This is a genomic window from Klebsiella sp. C349492 (genome assembly GCF_042055345.1).
In the GTDB taxonomy this organism is placed as follows: Bacteria; Pseudomonadota; Gammaproteobacteria; order Enterobacterales; family Enterobacteriaceae; genus Klebsiella; species Klebsiella scottii.
Map to the genome: position 1 here is coordinate 1 of NZ_JANQCE010000009.1, position 17,691 is coordinate 17,691.

Genomic DNA, 17,691 nt, shown 5'->3' on the forward strand with positions numbered 1-17,691 from the left:
GTAGCGCCGATGGTAGTGTGGGGTCTCCCCATGTGAGAGTAGGGAACTGCCAGGCATCAAATAAAACGAAAGGCTCAGTCGAAAGACTGGGCCTTTTGTTTTATCTGTTGTTTGTCGGTAAGCGCACAGCACGCCGTGCAGCCCGGAGGGTGGCGGGCAGGAGGTCCGGCATACAACGGCCAGGCATCAGACAGACGAAGAAACCTCATGCGCAGGCATGGGGTTTTTTTGTTGTCTGCGGTTCAGGAAAAACGGTGTACCGCAGCGCTACGCGCCGCGATCCGCGACTAAACCTTGCTGCCATCACCCTCGTTCTTCTTCTAACCAGCGCACAATGAATGCCGCTATCTGCGAAATATTGTTTAAATCCAGCTGGGGCAAAGATGTCGTAACCGGAGCATCTCTGGCCACGGCAATAACGTATTTATCCAGAATAAGATCCTCAACATGATGCCCGCCGTTTTGCCGAAAAAGTACGATCTTCGCCACAGGTTCATGCTTAAAACCCTCTACCAGCACGATATCCAGCTTTGCGGCATCCATCCGGCTAACCAGCCACGGCAGGTCCACTTCTTCTTGATCCGGGGTTTCAGTCATCAGCGCCCAGCGCTGAGTACTGGCGACAATGGTTTGCGCGGCGCCTGCTTTACGCAGCTCATAGCTGTCTTTCCCGGGCTTATCGACATCCATATCGTGATGGGTATGCTTTATCAAACCAGGACGCAACCCCTCGGCGCATAATGCAGGGATCAGCTGCTTTAATAAGGTTGTTTTACCGGTTCCGCTCCAGGCCGAAATGGCCAATACAGGGATCATGAAGGCTCCTGAATATTCTGCAAATCAGCAAGGGTATTCATATTAATAAACGCAGACTTTACGTCACTAAAATCGACGCTATGCCCGCCTGCCTGACGCATAAAGACCATCACCCGTCGCTCGCCGGCCGCCAGATAGGCCTCAAGCTGTGGTATCAGCTGGCGATGCATCAGGGCTATAGCGGGATGATCCCGCTCCCCGTCGTGCGCCCAGACCACCGGGGATGCTTGTTTCTGCTGCATCAAACGTTCAACCAGAAACGGGGGGATAAACGGCGTGTCGCAGGGGCAAAACGCAAACCAGGGACACTCTATCTGCTGCATCACCGACAGCATACCGGCCAGCGGCCCGGGAAAATCGTTAAGGCTATCGGTATAGATTGGGTAACCCGTCGCTCGCCAGATTTCCAGATTACGGTTAGCGCTGATCGCCAGACTCGTCACCTGCGGTTCCAGCGCACCTGTAACATAGCGCCATAGCGGTTGCCCGTTGAGCGGCTGCAGTCCTTTATCCACTCCGCCCATTCGCGTGGCTTTTCCGCCGGCCAGCACGACGCCGGTTATTGCCTCGCCTTGCATATAAATATCGCCTCTTTCATTGTGGGATTGACCCTGTTAACTTGTGCCTATCAAGAGTAAGGAGCATGACCATGAAATGTAAACGTCTGAATGAAGTTATTGAACTCCTCCAGCCAGCCTGGCAAAAAGAGCCGGAACTGAATCTGATTCAATTCCTGCAGAAACTGGCGAAAGAGGCCGGTTACAAGGGGGAACTTGCCGATCTTTCTGACGATATTCTTATTTACCACCTGAAGATGCGTGACTCTACAAAAGAAGCCGTTATTCCGGGGATTAAGAAAGACTACGAAGAAGATTTCAAAACGGCCCTGCTGCGCGCTCGCGGCGTGATTAAAGAGTAAAAGGTTGTAAGTGCGACCGCAGAATGAGTTATGAGATGATATCCTGAACTATTCGTACGATTATCGGATGTCAGGATGCACGATAAGGCTTTCAATTTTCAGACGCTTCACCCGGATACCATCATTGATGGCCTGTTTGATCTGGGGATGCGGGTAGACTCAGGTCTCACCCCGCTGAATAGCTATGAAAACCGCGTTTACCAGTTTCAGGACGAAGATCGCCGCCGCTATGTGGTGAAGTTCTATCGTCCTGAGCGTTGGTCTGCCGAACAGATCCTCGAAGAACACCAGTTTACCCTCCAGCTAGAGCAGGATGAGGTGCCCGTCGCCGCGCCGCTGCTCTTCAACGGTCGCTCGCTTCATCAGCACCAGGGCTTCTTCTTTGCCGTTTTCCCAAGCCTGGGCGGGCGTCAGTTTGAAGCGGATAACCTCGATCAGATGGAATGGGTAGGGCGTTTTCTTGGCCGCCTGCATCAAACCGGGCGCAAGCAGCTCTTTGTTGCCCGACCAGAGATCGGCATTAAGGAATATTTACTCGAGCCGCGCGCGGTCTTTGAGCAATCAACGCTGATACCAGCCGGCCTGAAGGGACGTTTTCTTGCTGCCGCTGATAAGCTGATCGATGCGGTCACGGCGAAGTGGGACGGTGGTGCCAGGATCCTGCGCCTGCATGGTGACTGCCACGCCGGAAATATTCTCTGGCGCGATGGCCCGCTTTTTGTCGATCTGGATGATGCCCGTAATGGTCCCGCCATCCAGGATCTCTGGATGCTGCTGAACGGCGATAAAGCCGAGCAGCGCATGCAGCTGGAGACGATCGTTGAAGCTTATGAAGAATTCAGCCCGTTTAACACCGACGAAATTGCCCTAATCGAACCTTTACGCGCCATGCGCTTAGTTTACTACCTTGCGTGGTTGCTCAGACGCTGGGACGATCCTGCCTTCCCTATCAACTTCCCATGGCTGACCGAGGAAGACTACTGGCGCGGGCAGAGCAAAACTTTTCTTGAGCAGGTGAAGGTTCTACAGGAACCCCCTCTTCAGTTAACGCCAATGTATTAATCTGATATTTCCAGGAGAGAGTTAAAAATGAAAAAAATTTGGCTGGCGCTGGCTGGTATGATTCTGGCTTTTAGTGCATCCGCTGCCCAGATAACCGACGGCAAGCAGTACATTACCCTCGAGAAGCCGGTTGCAGGCGAGCCTCAGGTGCTCGAATTCTTCTCGTTCTACTGCCCGCACTGCTATCAGTTTGAAGAAGTGCTGCACGTTTCTGACAACGTGAAGAAAAAGCTGCCGGAAGGCGTCAAAATGACCAAATATCACGTTGAGTTCCTTGGCCCGCTGGGCAAAGATTTAACTCAGGCGTGGGCGGTGGCCATGGCGCTGGGCGTTGAAGATCGGATCACCGTGCCGATGTTTGAAGCGGTACAGAAAACGCAAACCGTGCAGACCGTTGCCGATATTCGTAAAGTCTTCGTTGACGCCGGCGTGAAGGGTGAAGATTACGATGCGGCCTGGAACAGCTTTGTGGTGAAATCGCTGGTTGCTCAGCAGGAAAAAGCGGCTGCTGACCTGCAGCTGCAGGGCGTGCCGGCGATGTATGTTAATGGTAAATATCAGCTGAACCCGCAGGGGATGGATACCAGCAATATGGACGCATTTGTCGCCCAGTATGCTGATACCGTTAAGCAGCTGGTTGAGAAGAAATAAAAAAATAACGCCGGTCACTGACCGGCGTTGTTGCTTTCGGGCTCAATAAGATTACTTTTCCTGCCGTCGCAGCATTTCCGTCAGCCGACCGTCTTTTTCTTGCCATAACTCGTTCAGCCACCGCTGAAAACGACGTTTAAAGTTTTTATCATTCACGTAATCACCGTGCAGCTCTTCAGCAACGGGCATCAGATTAACGAGGACCACGATACGCGTGAGGCGGCCGCAGAGCATATCGTAAAAGGGGCGCCGGTTATTCTGTGGATAGCATAACGTCACGTCCAGCAGCTTATCGAACTGACTACCCAGTACGTTTAGCGCCATCGCAATGCCCGCCGCCTTTGGGGGCAATAAATTGGCGTAAGGCGAACGGGTCTGGTGCTGCTTTTCCTCGGTGAAACGCGACCCTTCTACGAAGTTAACGATGGTCGTTGGGTAAGCGCGGAATTTCTCGCAGGAGCGACGGGTCGTTTCAACATCTTTGCCGCGGCGCTCCGGGTGGCGAATTAAATAGCCTCGCGAGTAGCGACGCATAAAGGGCATATCCAACGCCCAGCAGGCAAGACCGATAAAGGGCACCCAGGCTAACTGCTGCTTGAGGAAATATTTGTTCATCGGTATATGCTTGCGGAACAGAACGCAGAGCACCACGATATCTGCCCAGCTATGATGGTTGCTAATGAGCAGATACCAGTTTTTTTTATTCAGCCCTTCAAGACCCTGCACGTCCCACTTCAGCCTCGGATTGAGGTACAGCAGCAGCGCCAGCCCTTCGCACCAGCAGTACATCATGAAATTGCAAAAATGAGATATAGCCCGCCATACCGCAGGGATCGGCAGCAGCAGTTTAATCAGTCCGGCGATGATTATCGGTACGGAACAAATAATGGTGACTAAGATGGTAAGAGCGATACTCAGAGGAAGCGTTATCGCAACGAGTAATCTCGACATAGTTATTTTATTCAGAAAGTTAGGCTGAGAAAGAGCGCGATTAAACAGCGCAAGAGCCTGATTTTATCAGAAAACGCAGCAAATGATGGGTCTAACGAGAATAGAAAAATACGCGGATCTTATATCCACATGGAGCATTGAGTCATCGCTACGGCTTTAAATCAATAATACATATATAACATTATGATAAATAAACACTAATTATAATGATACGTGCTGTTTTACCGACGCTCTGGCTACCAGTCTAAAACTATGCACAAACTTATCCACAGATAGCCTCACCGCACGATCGACCGGATCGATGAATCTTTTCGGCGAAATGTGGGAAAAATTCAGGTTTTCATGCCTGTCTGTGGCATCCTTTATCCATAATCTGATAAACAGGCACGGAAATTATGGTTCAGATCCCTGAAAACCCTCTCATCCTCGTTGACGGCTCCTCTTACCTTTACCGGGCATATCACGCATTCCCGCCGCTGACCAACAGCGCAGGCGAGCCGACCGGCGCAATGTATGGCGTGCTGAATATGCTGCGAAGCCTGATCCTGCAGTACCAGCCCACCCACGCCGTGGTGGTGTTTGATGCCAAAGGAAAAACTTTCCGTGACGAACTGTTTGAGCACTACAAATCCCACCGTCCGCCGATGCCCGACGATCTGCGCGCGCAGATTGAGCCGCTGCACACGATGGTGAAAGCCATGGGCCTGCCGCTGATGGCGGTACCGGGCGTGGAGGCTGACGATGTGATTGGCACCCTGGCGCGTGAGGCTGAAAAAGCGGGTCGTCCGGTATTGATCAGTACCGGCGATAAGGACATGGCTCAGCTGGTCACTCCGGGTATCACCCTGATTAATACCATGACGAATACGATCCTCGGCCCGGATGAAGTGGTGACGAAGTACGGCGTTCCGCCTGAGCTGATCATCGACTTCCTCGCCTTGATGGGCGACTCCTCGGATAATATTCCAGGCGTTCCGGGCGTCGGAGAGAAAACCGCCCAGGCCCTGCTACAGGGATTAGGCGGCCTTGATACGCTGTATGCCGAAGCGGAAAAAATCGCTGGCCTGAGCTTCCGTGGCGCCAAAACGATGGCGGCGAAGCTGGAACAGAATAAAGAGGTGGCGTACCTCTCTTACCAGCTGGCAACCATTAAAACAGATGTGGAGCTGGATCTGAGCTGTGAAGAACTGCTGGTGCTGGAGCCGGCGGCGGACGATCTGCTGACGCTGTTTAAAAAATATGAATTCAAGCGCTGGATAACCGACGTGGAGTCCGGCAAATGGATGCAGGCAAAAGGGAGTAAACCGGCGGCAAAACCAACGCAAGCTGCGGTGGCTGAAGAAGAGCCTGTTGAAGCTGCATCAACGCTGTCTGCCGAAAACTACGTCACGATTCTCGATGAAGAGACGCTGACGGCGTGGATTGAGAAGCTGAAGAAAGCGCCGCTGTTTGCTTTCGATACGGAAACGGACAGCCTGGATAACATCTCTGCCAATATGGTCGGCCTGTCGTTCGCTATCGAACCCGGCGTCGCGGCCTATGTACCGGTCGCGCATGATTATCTCGATGCGCCGGATCAGATCCCGCGCGATCGCGTGCTTGAGTTGCTCAAGCCGCTGCTGGAAGATAACAGCCTCCTCAAAGTTGGGCAAAACCTGAAGTATGACCGCGGGATTTTGGCTAACTATGACATTGAACTTCGCGGCATTGCCTTTGATACGATGCTGGAGTCCTACATCCTTGATAGCGTGGCGGGGCGTCATGATATGGACAGCCTCTCCGATCGCTGGCTAAAACATAAAACCATCACCTTCGAAGAGATTGCCGGCAAAGGAAAGAACCAGCTTACGTTTAACCAGATTGCGTTGGAAGAAGCGGGACGCTATGCGGCTGAAGATGCCGACGTCACTCTGCAGCTGCATCTGAAGATGTGGCCGAAGCTGCAGCAGCACGAAGGGCCGCTGCACGTATTTAAAAATATCGAAATGCCGCTGGTACCGGTGTTATCCCGCGTTGAGCGCAATGGGGTAAAAATTGATCCGGCGGTGCTGCACGCCCATTCTCAGGAGCTCGCTAAGCGCCTGATTGAGCTGGAGCAGAAGGCCTATGAGATCGCCGGGGAAGAGTTCAATCTCTCCTCGCCGAAACAGCTGCAAACAATTCTGTTTGAAAAGCAGGGTATTAAACCGCTGAAGAAAACCCCAGGCGGCGCGCCATCGACTTCGGAAGAGGTGCTGGAAGAGCTGGCGCTGGACTATCCGCTGCCGAAGGTGATTCTTGAGTACCGCGGGCTGGCCAAGCTGAAGTCGACGTATACCGATAAGCTGCCGCTGATGATTAACCCCAAAACCGGCCGGGTCCATACTTCTTATCACCAGGCCGTCACCGCCACCGGGCGTCTCTCTTCAACGGACCCTAACCTGCAAAATATACCGGTGCGTAACGAGGAAGGGCGACGCATTCGTCAGGCGTTTATCGCGCCGCAAGATTATCTCATCGTCTCTGCCGACTACTCGCAGATTGAATTGCGCATTATGGCCCATTTATCTCGTGATAACGGCCTGCTGACCGCTTTTGCTGAGGGGAAAGATATCCACCGGGCGACGGCGGCTGAGGTATTTGGCCTGCCGCTGGAGAGCGTCAGCGGCGAGCAGCGTCGTAGCGCTAAAGCGATCAACTTTGGTTTGATCTACGGCATGAGCGCTTTCGGCCTCGCGCGCCAGCTCAATATTCCGCGCAGAGAAGCGCAGAAGTATATGGATCTCTACTTCGAACGCTATCCGGGCGTGCTGGAGTATATGGAGCGCACCCGCTCGCAGGCTAAAGAGCAGGGATATGTTGAAACTCTGGACGGTCGTCGGCTCTATCTTCCGGACATCAAATCCAGCAACGGCGCGCGTCGTGCAGGCGCCGAGCGAGCGGCAATCAACGCGCCAATGCAGGGTACGGCGGCGGATATCATTAAACGGGCGATGATTGCCGTGGACGAGTGGCTGCTGGCCGAGAAGCCGCGGGTGCGGATGATCATGCAGGTGCACGATGAACTGGTCTTTGAAGTGCATAAAGATGACCTCGATAGCGTGGCGAAAAAGGTCCATGAATTAATGGAAAACAGCACCACGCTGGCGGTACCGCTGCTGGTGGAAGTGGGTAGTGGAGAAAACTGGGATCAAGCGCACTAAGCGTTTCGTGGAGAGAGCCTTTTTCTGTAAGTAAGCAACATAACTTATAGCGTTTTGTGACGATCATTCGAATTTGCTATGTAAAGAGTGAAAAAAAACTACAAAAAGTGCTTTCTCCATAACTGAAAGAAGAGTAGAGTTAATGACGTAGGGTACAGAGGTAAGATGTTCTATCTTTCAGACCTTTTACTTCACGTAATCGGATTTGGCTGAATATTTTAGCCGCCCCGGTCATTTATGACCGGGGCGTTTTTTATTGCGCGAAAGAAAAGTTTTTCTCGACCGGTTCTCGATCGGGATGGTGAGAGTTGGCCTGATTTTGTCGCCCGAATAAGGCGCTACGCGCCGTTATCCGGGGAGTCTGGCGGAGATTACTCCCCGTCTTCGATCTCTTCCTGAGGCGGGATTTCGTTAAACCAGCTATCGAGCTTCTGACGCAGTTTATCGACGCCTGATTTCTTCAGCGAAGAGAACGCCTCAACCTGCACATCGCCGTTAAAGGCGAGTACCGCTTCACGCACCATATTGAGCTGCGCTTTGCGGGCTCCGCTGGCCAGCTTATCGGACTTAGTGAGCAGCACCAGCACCTGGATATCGCTTTCTACGGCCCATTCGATCATCTGCTGGTCGAGGTCTTTCAGCGGATGGCGAATATCCATCAAAATGACCAGTCCTTTCAGACACAGGCGTTTTTCGAGGTATTCACCCAGCGCCCGCTGCCATTTGATCTTCATCTCCTCAGGGACCTGAGCGTAGCCGTAGCCCGGTAAATCGACCAGGCGTTTGCCGTCGGCAACTTCGAACAGGTTAATTAGCTGGGTTCGTCCCGGCGTTTTTGAGGTACGCGCGAGGCTTTTCTGATTCGTCAGCGTATTCAGGGCGCTGGATTTCCCGGCATTTGAGCGGCCGGCAAACGCCACTTCGATTCCGGTATCGGAAGGAAGATGGCGGATATCCGGTGCGCTGGTGACAAAATGCGTCTGTTGATAATTCCAGTTGGTCAAGACTGTCGTCTCCGTTAAATAAGGCTATGGCGGGGATTATACCTGAACAGCAGAAAAAGACTGTTTTTACCGCATCCCGTGAATTAAGGCCGCTGTAGGTTAAAACCCTATGCTTTGTAAGACATTGACCATTCGTGATATGCGAAATCCATGAGAAAGAGTAGTTAAGTAACAGTTAAAATCGTTGTTTATCAATGTATTAACTCTTGAAGAAAATTCTGAAAATTGCTTTTTTACACCGTGCCTGGTTGTAGGTTTCCTTTAACCCGGTAAAGTAGTGGTCAAGGCGAGGATGCCAACAGGATTATGGCTCAGGATGAGCAGTCAGGGAGTGCCAGGAGGCGAAGACCAAGGATTGTCAGGATGACGGGCGTCTGGAGACGTTTTCAAAGGGAAAGGGATGTAACATTAGCTAAGGGAAAGACAGGGTTTGTCGTTAGCTAACATGGAAAGTGGAAACCCTTTAAGGGTTGTTCGTGAGGAAAAAGGCGACAGAGTAATCTGTCGCCTTTTTTCTTTGCTTGCTTTCTGCTAGATTCCGCCTCAATTCTATACTGAAGAAAACGATCTGAAGATTACACACAATGAAAAAACCTACAGCTGTATCCCGTGGTAAAACACAGCGTAAGACGCGTGAAGAAGTGAATCAGGAATCCCGCGATCGCAAGCGTCAGAAGAAGCATCGCGGTCATACGGCAGGAAGTCGCGCCACCGGCGGAGAAGCCTCTTCGGCTGGCAAAAAAGCAGGTCAGCAGCAAGATCCGCGTATTGGTAGTAAAAAACCGATTCCGCTGGGCGTGACCGAGAGCACCCCGGCTACTAAGCAGCACAAACCGAAGAGCGAGAAACCTATGCTTTCACCGCAGGCTGAGCTGGATTTGCTGGAAAACGATGAGCGCCTGGACGCGCTGCTGGAACGTCTGGAAGAGGGTGGTTCCCTGAATGCTGAAGAGCAGACCTGGGTTGATGCCAAGCTCGATCGCATTGATGAGCTTATGCAGCAGCTCGGCCTCTCCTACGACGATGATGAAGATGAGGAAGAAGAAGAGCGCAAGGAAGATATGATGCGCCTGCTGAAGGGTGGAAACTAACGTTTGCACTCAGTCGGATTCCCGGTCCTGCTTATAACCCTTCTGGTTATGTGTTATCTGCTGTGGTTATTCGCTAAACTACGACGGTTGTCGCGGCGTCAGAAATGGCTGCGCAACCGGCTCATTACCCGAAGTGCGGTTGGGCCGGGGCGGCGTACCCGCCGGCGGCACCATCGGAAGGAGTGAGCATGTCTGTGCAGTTAATCGACTGGGATCTGGCCCTGATCCAAAAATATAACTATTCCGGGCCCCGTTATACCTCGTACCCCACCGCGCTGGAGTTTTCTCCAGAATTTGGCGCCGCTGAGTTCGACGAGGCGGTGGCCCGCTATCCGCAGCGCCCGCTATCGCTGTACGTGCATATCCCGTTTTGCCATAAGCTCTGCTATTTCTGCGGCTGCAATAAAATTGTTACTCGCCAGCAGCATAAGGCTGACCAGTACCTGGACGTGCTCGAGCAGGAAATTATTCATCGGGCCCCGCTTTTTACCGGGCGCCAGGTGCATCAGCTGCACTGGGGCGGCGGAACGCCAACCTATCTGAATAAAGAACAAATCAGCCGGCTGATGAATTTGCTGCGCACCCACTTCCGTTTTATTGCCGATGCCGAGATTTCAATTGAAGTCGATCCGCGGGAAATTGAGCTGGATGTGCTGGATCACCTGCGCGCTGAGGGCTTCAATCGCCTGAGTATGGGCGTGCAGGACTTCAATAAAGAGGTGCAGCGTCTGGTGAACCGCGAGCAGGATGAAGAGTTTATCTTTGCTCTGCTCAACCATGCGCGTGACATTGGGTTTACCTCTACCAATATCGATTTGATTTATGGCCTGCCGAAGCAAACGCCAGAAAGTTTTGCCTTTACGCTGCAGAAGGTGGCCGAACTCAATCCCGATCGCCTGAGCGTATTCAACTATGCGCATCTGCCAACGCTCTTTGCCGCGCAGCGTAAAATCAAAGATGCGGACCTGCCTACGGCGGAACAGAAGCTGGATATCCTGCAGGAGACGATCGGCTCGCTCACCGATGCCGGCTATCAGTTTATCGGTATGGATCATTTTGCGCGTCCGGATGACGAGCTGGCGATTGCCCAACGTGAAGGCGTCCTGCATCGCAACTTCCAGGGCTACACCACGCAGGGCGACACCGACCTGCTGGGGATGGGCGTTTCTGCAATCAGCATGATCGGCGACTGCTACGCGCAGAACCAGAAAGAGCTGAAGCAATACTATCAGCAGGTTGATGACATCGGGAACGGCCTGTGGCGCGGTATTGCGCTGACCCGAGATGACTGCATTCGCCGGGACGTCATCAAATCGCTGATCTGTAATTTCCGTCTCGATTTTTCTGCCGTCACCGCGCAGTGGGATGTCGATTGTCGGCATTATTTTGCCGAAGATCTGCAGCTGCTCGAACCGCTGGCGAAAGATGGGCTGGTGGATGTCGATGAAAAGGGGATTCAGGTGACGCCGAAAGGCCGGCTGCTGATCCGCAACGTCTGCATGTGCTTTGATGCCTATCTGCGCCAGAAAGCGCGGATACAGCAGTTCTCACGGGTGATTTAAGCGAAACCCCGGCGGCGCATGGCCTGCCGGGTTGGTAAAACGGCTGGCCGGGCGGCCAGCGCGAACCTTGTTACTCCATTCCCAGCTCTTTCAGCTTGCGGGTAAGCGTATTTCGTCCCCATCCCAGCAGGCGTGCAGCCTCCTGCTTGTGTCCCTGCGTATGGCGCAGGGCGGTGGTCAGCAGAGTCCGCTCCATTTCCGGCTGAGCCTCAGAGAGCAGGTTTTGATGACCGGATCGCAGGGCGCGATCGGCCCATTGTCCCAGCAGCGTCGCCCAGCTATCCGGCTGTATATGCGTTGGGCTGTCCGGTACCGAGGTTTCAAACAGCTCGCTGGGAAGATCCTGGGTCAGAACTTCCTGACCTGCGGCCATCACCGTCAGCCAGCGGCAGGTATTTTCGAGCTGACGTACGTTACCCGGCCAGGCCAAACGGGTTAGCGCCGTTTCCGTTTCCGGATGCAGCAGCTTAGCCTCAACGCCAAGTTCGCGAGCCGCAACCTGCAGGAAGTGGCGAGCCAGGCGCGGAATATCCTCCCGGCGCTCGCGCAGCGGCGGCAGATGGACGCGTATCACGTTCAGACGGTGGAATAAGTCCTCACGGAATTTACCCTCCTGAACGCGCTGCTCGAGGTTTTGGTGGGTAGCGGCAATGATCCTGACATCCACCTTCACCGGCGCATAGCCGCCAACGCGATAGAACTGACCGTCGGCCAGCACGCGCAGCAGGCGCGTCTGCACGTCCAGCGGCATATCGCCAATTTCATCGAGGAACAGCGTGCCGCCATCGGCCTGCTCAAAACGGCCCTGGCGTACGGTGTTGGCGCCGGTAAACGCTCCTTTCTCATGGCCGAACAGCTCGGACTCGATCAAATCTTTTGGAATTGCGGCCATATTCAGCGCGATAAACGGCGCCTTTGCCCGCGGGCTGTGGCGGTGCAGGGCGTGGGCGACCAGCTCCTTACCGGTACCGGATTCACCATTGATCAGCACGCTAATGGAAGAACGCGACAGGCGGCCGATAATGCGAAAAACGTCCTGCATCGCCGGCGCTTCGCCGATGATATCGGCCGTTGGGCTGTTTATCGGCGCATTTCTCGGCTGCTGCTGCTCCTGATAGTGGCTGATGGCGCGGTCAACCAGCGCCACGGCTTCATCGATATCAAAAGGTTTCGGCAGATAATCAAAAGCCCCCTGCTGATAGGCGCTTACTGCGGCATCCAGATCCGAATGCGCGGTCATTATGATGACCGGAAGCATCGGATGGCGTTGCTTAATTTGTTTCAGCAGCGCCAGCCCATCCATCCCCGGCATCCGAATATCAGACAGCAGTACATCCGGGGTTTTGGTGGTGAGTGCATCAAGCACCTCGTTGCCGCTTTCAAACGTTGTACAACTCAAGCCTGCCCCGGTGAGCGCGCGTTCAAGCACCCAACGGATGGAGCTATCGTCATCAACGATCCAGGCTATCCCTCGTTGCATAAACACCTCTACTTCCGAATAGGCAGGAACACCGAGAATTCGGTATGCCCTGGCCAACTGGTAAATTCAATTTTGCCGGAGTGTCGATCGATGAGACTGCGGGCAATGGAAAGCCCCAAACCGGTACCGCCTTCGCGACCGCTGACCATGGGATAAAACAGCGTATCCTGTAAATGGGACGGAATTCCCGGGCCGTTGTCTTCAACGTCGATGCGCGCAGCGAGACGGTAGCGTACGCCATGCAGCGTCAGCTGGAAGGCGGTACGGGTACGCAGAATAATTTCGCCGCCTTCTGGCCCCAGCGCCTGCAGCGCATTGCGTACGATATTCAGCAGGACCTGTTCGATTTGGTCCGGGTCGTGCGCCAGCTCCGGCAGGCTAGGGTCGTAATCACGGGTAAGCTTGACGTTATCCGGCAGCTCCATCGAAACCAGCTTCACCACCCGCTCAGCGACTTTATGGATGCTTTCGGTAACGTGCATTCCGGGATGCTGCGGTCCCAGCAGGCGATCGACCAGATTTCTTAAGCGGTCGGCCTGCTCAATGATGACGTTGGTGTATTCCATCAGCGCCGGATCGGGTAGCGCCTTGCTCAGCAGCTGCGCTGCGCCCCGCAGGCCGCCCAAAGGGTTCTTAATCTCGTGGGCCAGGCCGCGGACTAAATCACGCGCCGCGATCTGCTGCGCGTGCTGTAGCTGCTCCTGGCTCAGACGCCGCTGGTTATCCATTGGCGCCATCTCCAGCAGGATTTGCCCTTCCGGCAGACGCTGTGCGGTTAAGGACAGAATATGCGAGCGGCCATCGATCACCAGGGTGACTTCGTTGTCGGTAAAGCCCTGGCCCGCCAGCAGGCTCTCCTGCATCAGACCGATATTCAGCGAAAAGTAGCTCAACAGCTCGGGGAGTGGCGTGCCGTATAGCTTACGTGAACTTTGCGCCAGCAGCTGCTGCGCCGCCGGGTTCGCGTAATGCACCGCCAGGTCGTCATCGACCAATAAGATGCTGTTGATTAAAGAGTTAAGGATCTGCCCAGCATCGGGCTGAGTGCCTGTTGCCATCTGACAGTCTCCTGAAAAGAGTGCACTATTTTAGTGCAGTATAGCTTTTTATAATTAAAAAGCGCATAAGATCAGCATGTTGGTGGAGAAAAAAGCCCATCCTGAGATGGGCTGAAAGTTTCCACGGCAACAAAATATCCTTGGTATCCCACGCCACAACACGGAATACCGAGGATTTACAGCAAAATTAGACGCTGTAGTACAGCTCGAACTCAACCGGGTGCGGAGTCATGCGTACGCGGTCGTTTTCTTCAATACGCAGGGCGATGTAGGCATCGATAGCGTCGTTGGTGAATACGCCACCAGCGGTCAGGAACTCACGGTCAGCGTCCAGCGCGTTCAGTGCTTCTTCCAGAGAGCCAGCAACCTGTGGGATCTCTTTCGCTTCTTCCGGCGGCAGGTCATACAGGTTTTTGTCCATCGCTTCGCCCGGATGGATTTTGTTCTTGATACCGTCAAGACCAGCCATCAGCAGCGCAGCGAAGCACAGGTACGGGTTGGCGGCCGGGTCCGGGAAGCGCACTTCGATACGACGCGCTTTCGGAGAGGTGACCACCGGAATACGGATAGAGGCGGAACGGTTACGGGCAGAGTAAGCCAGCATAACCGGCGCTTCGTAACCCGGGACCAGACGCTTGTAGGAGTTGGTGGTCGGGTTAGCCAAGGCGTTAATCGCTTTGGCGTGTTTGATGACGCCACCGATGTAGAACAGCGCTTGCTCAGACAGGCCAGCATATTTGTCGCCAGAGAACAGGTTTACGCCGTTCTTGGACAGGGACATATGGCAGTGCATACCGGAACCGTTATCGCCAAACATTGGTTTTGGCATAAAGGTCGCTGTTTTACCGAAGCGGTGAGCAACGTTGTGCACAACGTATTTGTAGATCTGAATTTCGTCCGCTTTTTTGGTCATGGTGTTGAAGCGGGTAGCGATTTCGTTCTGACCAGCAGTCGCGACTTCGTGGTGGTGAGCTTCAACAACCAGGCCCATCTCTTCCAGGATCATACACATGGTAGAACGGATGTCCTGAGAGGAGTCAACCGGCGGAACCGGGAAGTAACCGCCTTTCACGCCAGGACGGTGACCTTTGTTGCCACCTTCATATTTGGTGGAGGAGTTCCATGCGCCTTCGATATCGTCGATAGCCACGTGGGAACCGGAGATAGAAGCGCCAAAGCGAACGTCATCGAACAGGAAGAACTCTGGCTCTGGCCCGAAGAGTACGGTGTCTGCCAGGCCGGTAGAACGCAGGTACTCTTCAGCGCGTTTAGCGATGGAGCGCGGGTCACGATCGTAGCCCTGCAGGGTGCCTGGTTCCAGGATATCGCAGCGGATGATCAGCGTAGGTTCTTCATAGAACGGGTCGATCAGCGCGGTGGTCGCATCCGGCATCAGAACCATGTCAGATTCGTTAATACCTTTCCAGCCACCAATCGAGGAGCCATCAAACATTTTGCCTTCTTCGAAGAATTCGGCATTAACCTGATGAGAAGGAATCGTGACGTGCTGTTCTTTACCTTTGGTATCGGTGAAGCGCAGATCGACAAACTTCACTTCGTGCTCGTTCAGCATCGTCAAAACGTGTTCAGCGGACATACTTAAACTCTCCCGGATTGGTCATTGTCGTCGTGGTAACGAAAACTTTTTTACTACTTAAAGTGGCGTTGTTGCCTTAAAATAGATAAAGCGAAATCTGTGCCAACTTTTAAATGCTATGTAAAACGCTGTATCATGCGCACCATAGTGCAAAAGAACTGCACCATGATAGGAATAATGCACCAAAATAGTGCCTCAGTGTGAACGTTGAGCACCATTTTGGTGCACTTTTTGTTACGGTGCCCTTTTATCGCTCCGTGAAAGCGATCACAAAGAAACTCTGCAATACTTGTTTGCGGAGGATGTTTGTGATCCTGTTCAGTCCTTCGCTTATTACGTGTACAATAACGCGCTATTTCTAATGCCTGAGGCAAAGTTTGTGATCGAAAATCTGCGTAACATCGCCATCATCGCGCACGTTGACCATGGTAAAACTACCCTGGTCGACAAGCTGCTCCAGCAATCCGGTACGTTCGATGCACGTGCCGAAACACAAGAGCGTGTGATGGACTCCAACGATTTGGAGAAAGAGCGTGGGATTACCATCCTCGCGAAAAACACCGCAATCAAATGGAATGATTACCGTATCAACATCGTTGATACCCCTGGGCACGCCGACTTCGGAGGTGAAGTTGAGCGTGTTATGTCCATGGTTGATTCTGTGCTGCTGGTGGTTGATGCCTTTGACGGCCCAATGCCGCAAACGCGCTTCGTCACCAAGAAAGCCTTTGCCCACGGCCTGAAGCCGATCGTGGTCATCAACAAAGTTGACCGTCCGGGCGCGCGCCCTGACTGGGTTGTCGATCAGGTCTTCGATCTGTTCGTTAACCTCGACGCAACTGATGAGCAGCTGGACTTCCCTATCGTTTACGCATCTGCGCTGAACGGTATCGCGGGTCTGGACCACGAAGATATGGCTGAAGACATGACTCCGCTGTATCAGACCATCATCGATCGCGTACCGGCTCCGGACGTTGATATTGATGGCCCGCTGCAGATGCAGATCTCCCAGCTTGATTACAACAACTACGTTGGCGTAATCGGCATCGGTCGCATCAAACGCGGTAAAGTGAAGCCGAACCAGCAGATCACGATCATTGATAGCGAAGGCAAAACCCGTAACGGTAAAGTCGGTAAAGTCCTGGGCCACCTTGGTCTGGAACGTATCGAGACTGACGTCGCGGAAGCTGGCGATATCATTGCGATCACCGGTCTGGGCGAGCTGAACATCTCCGACACCATCTGCGATCCGCAGAACGTCGAAGCGCTGCCGCCGCTGTCCGTTGATGAACCGACCGTATCTATGTTCTTCTGCGTTAACACCTCTCCGTTCTGTGGTAAAGAAGGTAAGTACGTTACTTCTCGCCAGATCCTCGATCGCCTGAACAAAGAGCTGGTGCACAACGTAGCGCTGCGCGTTGAAGAAACTCCGGATGCCGACGCATTCCGCGTTTCTGGCCGTGGCGAACTGCACCTGTCCGTTCTTATCGAGAACATGCGTCGTGAAGGTTTCGAAATGGCGGTTTCCCGTCCGAAAGTTATCTTCCGCGAAATCGACGGCCGCAAACAAGAGCCGTTCGAAAACGTAACGCTGGACGTTGAAGAGCAGCATCAGGGTTCTGTGATGCAGGCTCTGGGTGAGCGTAAAGGCGACCTGAAAAACATGAATCCAGATGGCAAAGGCCGCGTACGTCTCGACTACGTGATCCCAAGCCGTGGCCTGATTGGCTTCCGTTCTGAGTTCATGACCATGACCTCCGGTACCGGTCTGCTGTACTCCACCTTCAGCCACTACGATGATGTTCGTGCGGGCGATGTTGGCCAGCGTCAGAACGGCGTACTGATCTCCAACGGTCAGGGTAAAGCAGTTGCGTTCGCACTGTTCAGCCTGCAGGACCGCGGCAAGCTGTTCCTGGGCCACGGTGCTGAAGTTTACGAAGGCCAGATCATCGGTATTCACAGTCGTTCTAACGACCTGACCGTAAACTGCCTGACCGGTAAGAAACTGACCAACATGCGTGCGTCCGGTACTGACGAAGCAACGGTTCTGGTTCCGCCGATCAAAATGACTCTGGAACAAGCTCTTGAGTTCATTGATGACGACGAACTGGTAGAAGTGACCCCTGCTTCCGTACGTATTCGTAAACGTCACCTGACCGAGAACGATCGTAAACGCGCAATGCGCGGTGCGAAAGAAGACTAATTCTCGCTGCCTGTTGATGCCCCAACCCCGCCTTTATGGCGGGGTTTCTTTTTTGGGCGCAAAGCGCTCACCTCATAGTCAAACCCCGCCTTTCCCGCTACAGTTAATTTTCCAC

Annotated in this window: 14 protein-coding genes; 7 read left to right on the forward strand and 7 right to left on the reverse strand. The window is 53.5% G+C overall.

The annotated features are described in order from the left end of the window. Positions 1 to 303 precede the first annotated feature (303 nt). Positions 304 to 816: a molybdopterin-guanine dinucleotide biosynthesis protein MobB gene (mobB, locus tag NWP14_RS25305; RefSeq protein WP_375216166.1), complete on the reverse strand. Its 513-nt coding sequence runs from the start codon at positions 814 to 816 to the stop codon at positions 304 to 306. Continuing rightward, positions 813 to 1,394 (reverse strand): molybdenum cofactor guanylyltransferase MobA, encoded by a 582-nt coding sequence (mobA, locus tag NWP14_RS25310; RefSeq protein WP_095105724.1) that lies wholly within the window; start codon positions 1,392 to 1,394, stop codon positions 813 to 815. Before mobA ends, mobB begins: the two co-directional genes overlap by 4 nt. Before the next feature lie 71 nt (positions 1,395 to 1,465). On the opposite strand from mobA, the gene NWP14_RS25315 reads away from it, so the two are divergent. From NWP14_RS25315 to dsbA, 3 genes are all read left to right on the forward strand, one after another. Continuing rightward, positions 1,466 to 1,735: a YihD family protein gene (locus NWP14_RS25315; RefSeq protein WP_045853708.1), complete on the forward strand. Its 270-nt coding sequence runs from the start codon at positions 1,466 to 1,468 to the stop codon at positions 1,733 to 1,735. Between the two features lie 75 nt (positions 1,736 to 1,810). Then, entirely contained in the window at positions 1,811 to 2,797 is a 987-nt protein-coding gene (locus tag NWP14_RS25320; protein WP_095105725.1) for a serine/threonine protein kinase, read from the forward strand. A gap of 27 nt (positions 2,798 to 2,824) precedes the next feature. Further along, positions 2,825 to 3,448 carry a thiol:disulfide interchange protein DsbA gene (gene dsbA / locus NWP14_RS25325; RefSeq protein WP_041143379.1) on the forward strand — a complete coding sequence of 208 codons (624 nt, stop codon included), beginning with the start codon at positions 2,825 to 2,827 and terminating at the stop codon, positions 3,446 to 3,448. 51 nt (positions 3,449 to 3,499) lie between these two features. Here dsbA and NWP14_RS25330 read toward each other — a convergent pair whose 3' ends face one another. Continuing rightward, a complete protein-coding gene (locus tag NWP14_RS25330; protein WP_375216167.1) occupies positions 3,500 to 4,399 on the reverse strand; it encodes an acyltransferase in 900 nt (299 codons plus the stop codon). Between the two features lie 395 nt (positions 4,400 to 4,794). Between NWP14_RS25330 and polA the strand changes: the two genes are divergently transcribed. Continuing rightward, the gene (polA, locus tag NWP14_RS25335; RefSeq protein WP_375216168.1) at positions 4,795 to 7,581 is read left to right on the forward strand and encodes a DNA polymerase I; all 2,787 of its coding nucleotides are present in this window, start codon (positions 4,795 to 4,797) and stop codon (positions 7,579 to 7,581) included. 371 nt (positions 7,582 to 7,952) lie between these two features. Here the strand turns inward: polA and yihA are convergent, their stop codons facing one another. Next, positions 7,953 to 8,585 (reverse strand): ribosome biogenesis GTP-binding protein YihA/YsxC, encoded by a 633-nt coding sequence (gene yihA, locus NWP14_RS25340; protein WP_041143382.1) that lies wholly within the window; start codon positions 8,583 to 8,585, stop codon positions 7,953 to 7,955. Positions 8,586 to 9,169: 584 nt separating this feature from the next. Here yihA and yihI point away from each other — a divergent pair. Continuing rightward, positions 9,170 to 9,676: a Der GTPase-activating protein YihI gene (gene yihI, locus NWP14_RS25345; protein WP_095105736.1), complete on the forward strand. Its 507-nt coding sequence runs from the start codon at positions 9,170 to 9,172 to the stop codon at positions 9,674 to 9,676. Positions 9,677 to 9,864: 188 nt separating this feature from the next. Beyond that, entirely contained in the window at positions 9,865 to 11,238 is a 1,374-nt protein-coding gene (hemN, locus tag NWP14_RS25350) for an oxygen-independent coproporphyrinogen III oxidase (protein WP_095105739.1), read from the forward strand. Positions 11,239 to 11,308: 70 nt separating this feature from the next. Here the strand turns inward: hemN and glnG are convergent, their stop codons facing one another. The 3 genes from glnG to glnA all read right to left on the reverse strand — a co-directional run bounded on the left by glnG (position 11,309) and on the right by glnA (position 15,373). Then, entirely contained in the window at positions 11,309 to 12,718 is a 1,410-nt protein-coding gene (glnG, locus tag NWP14_RS25355) for a nitrogen regulation protein NR(I) (RefSeq protein ID WP_095105742.1), read from the reverse strand. Between the two features lie 8 nt (positions 12,719 to 12,726). Further along, positions 12,727 to 13,776: a nitrogen regulation protein NR(II) gene (gene glnL / locus NWP14_RS25360; protein WP_095105745.1), complete on the reverse strand. Its 1,050-nt coding sequence runs from the start codon at positions 13,774 to 13,776 to the stop codon at positions 12,727 to 12,729. 187 nt (positions 13,777 to 13,963) lie between these two features. After that, a complete protein-coding gene (glnA, locus tag NWP14_RS25365; protein ID WP_045853701.1) occupies positions 13,964 to 15,373 on the reverse strand; it encodes a glutamate--ammonia ligase in 1,410 nt (469 codons plus the stop codon). Positions 15,374 to 15,752: 379 nt separating this feature from the next. Between glnA and typA the strand changes: the two genes are divergently transcribed. After that, positions 15,753 to 17,576, forward strand: a complete 1,824-nt coding sequence (typA, locus tag NWP14_RS25370; protein ID WP_095105748.1) for a ribosome-dependent GTPase TypA — start codon at positions 15,753 to 15,755, stop codon at positions 17,574 to 17,576. Positions 17,577 to 17,691 lie beyond the last annotated feature (115 nt).

What these genes read in the sequence shown, in the direction of transcription:
- mobB (WP_375216166.1), bottom strand. Translation starts at nt 816, where the DNA reads ATGATCCCTGTATTGGCCATTTCGGCCTGGAGCGGAACCGGTAAAACA.
- mobA (WP_095105724.1), bottom strand. Translation starts at nt 1,394, where the DNA reads ATGCAAGGCGAGGCAATAACCGGCGTCGTGCTGGCCGGCGGAAAAGCC.
- NWP14_RS25315 (WP_045853708.1), top strand. Translation starts at nt 1,466, where the DNA reads ATGAAATGTAAACGTCTGAATGAAGTTATTGAACTCCTCCAGCCAGCC.
- NWP14_RS25320 (WP_095105725.1), top strand. Translation starts at nt 1,811, where the DNA reads ATGCACGATAAGGCTTTCAATTTTCAGACGCTTCACCCGGATACCATC.
- dsbA (WP_041143379.1), top strand. Translation starts at nt 2,825, where the DNA reads ATGAAAAAAATTTGGCTGGCGCTGGCTGGTATGATTCTGGCTTTTAGT.
- NWP14_RS25330 (WP_375216167.1), bottom strand. Translation starts at nt 4,399, where the DNA reads ATGTCGAGATTACTCGTTGCGATAACGCTTCCTCTGAGTATCGCTCTT.
- polA (WP_375216168.1), top strand. Translation starts at nt 4,795, where the DNA reads ATGGTTCAGATCCCTGAAAACCCTCTCATCCTCGTTGACGGCTCCTCT.
- yihI (WP_095105736.1), top strand. Translation starts at nt 9,170, where the DNA reads ATGAAAAAACCTACAGCTGTATCCCGTGGTAAAACACAGCGTAAGACG.
- hemN (WP_095105739.1), top strand. Translation starts at nt 9,865, where the DNA reads ATGTCTGTGCAGTTAATCGACTGGGATCTGGCCCTGATCCAAAAATAT.
- glnG (WP_095105742.1), bottom strand. Translation starts at nt 12,718, where the DNA reads ATGCAACGAGGGATAGCCTGGATCGTTGATGACGATAGCTCCATCCGT.
- glnL (WP_095105745.1), bottom strand. Translation starts at nt 13,776, where the DNA reads ATGGCAACAGGCACTCAGCCCGATGCTGGGCAGATCCTTAACTCTTTA.
- glnA (WP_045853701.1), bottom strand. Translation starts at nt 15,373, where the DNA reads ATGTCCGCTGAACACGTTTTGACGATGCTGAACGAGCACGAAGTGAAG.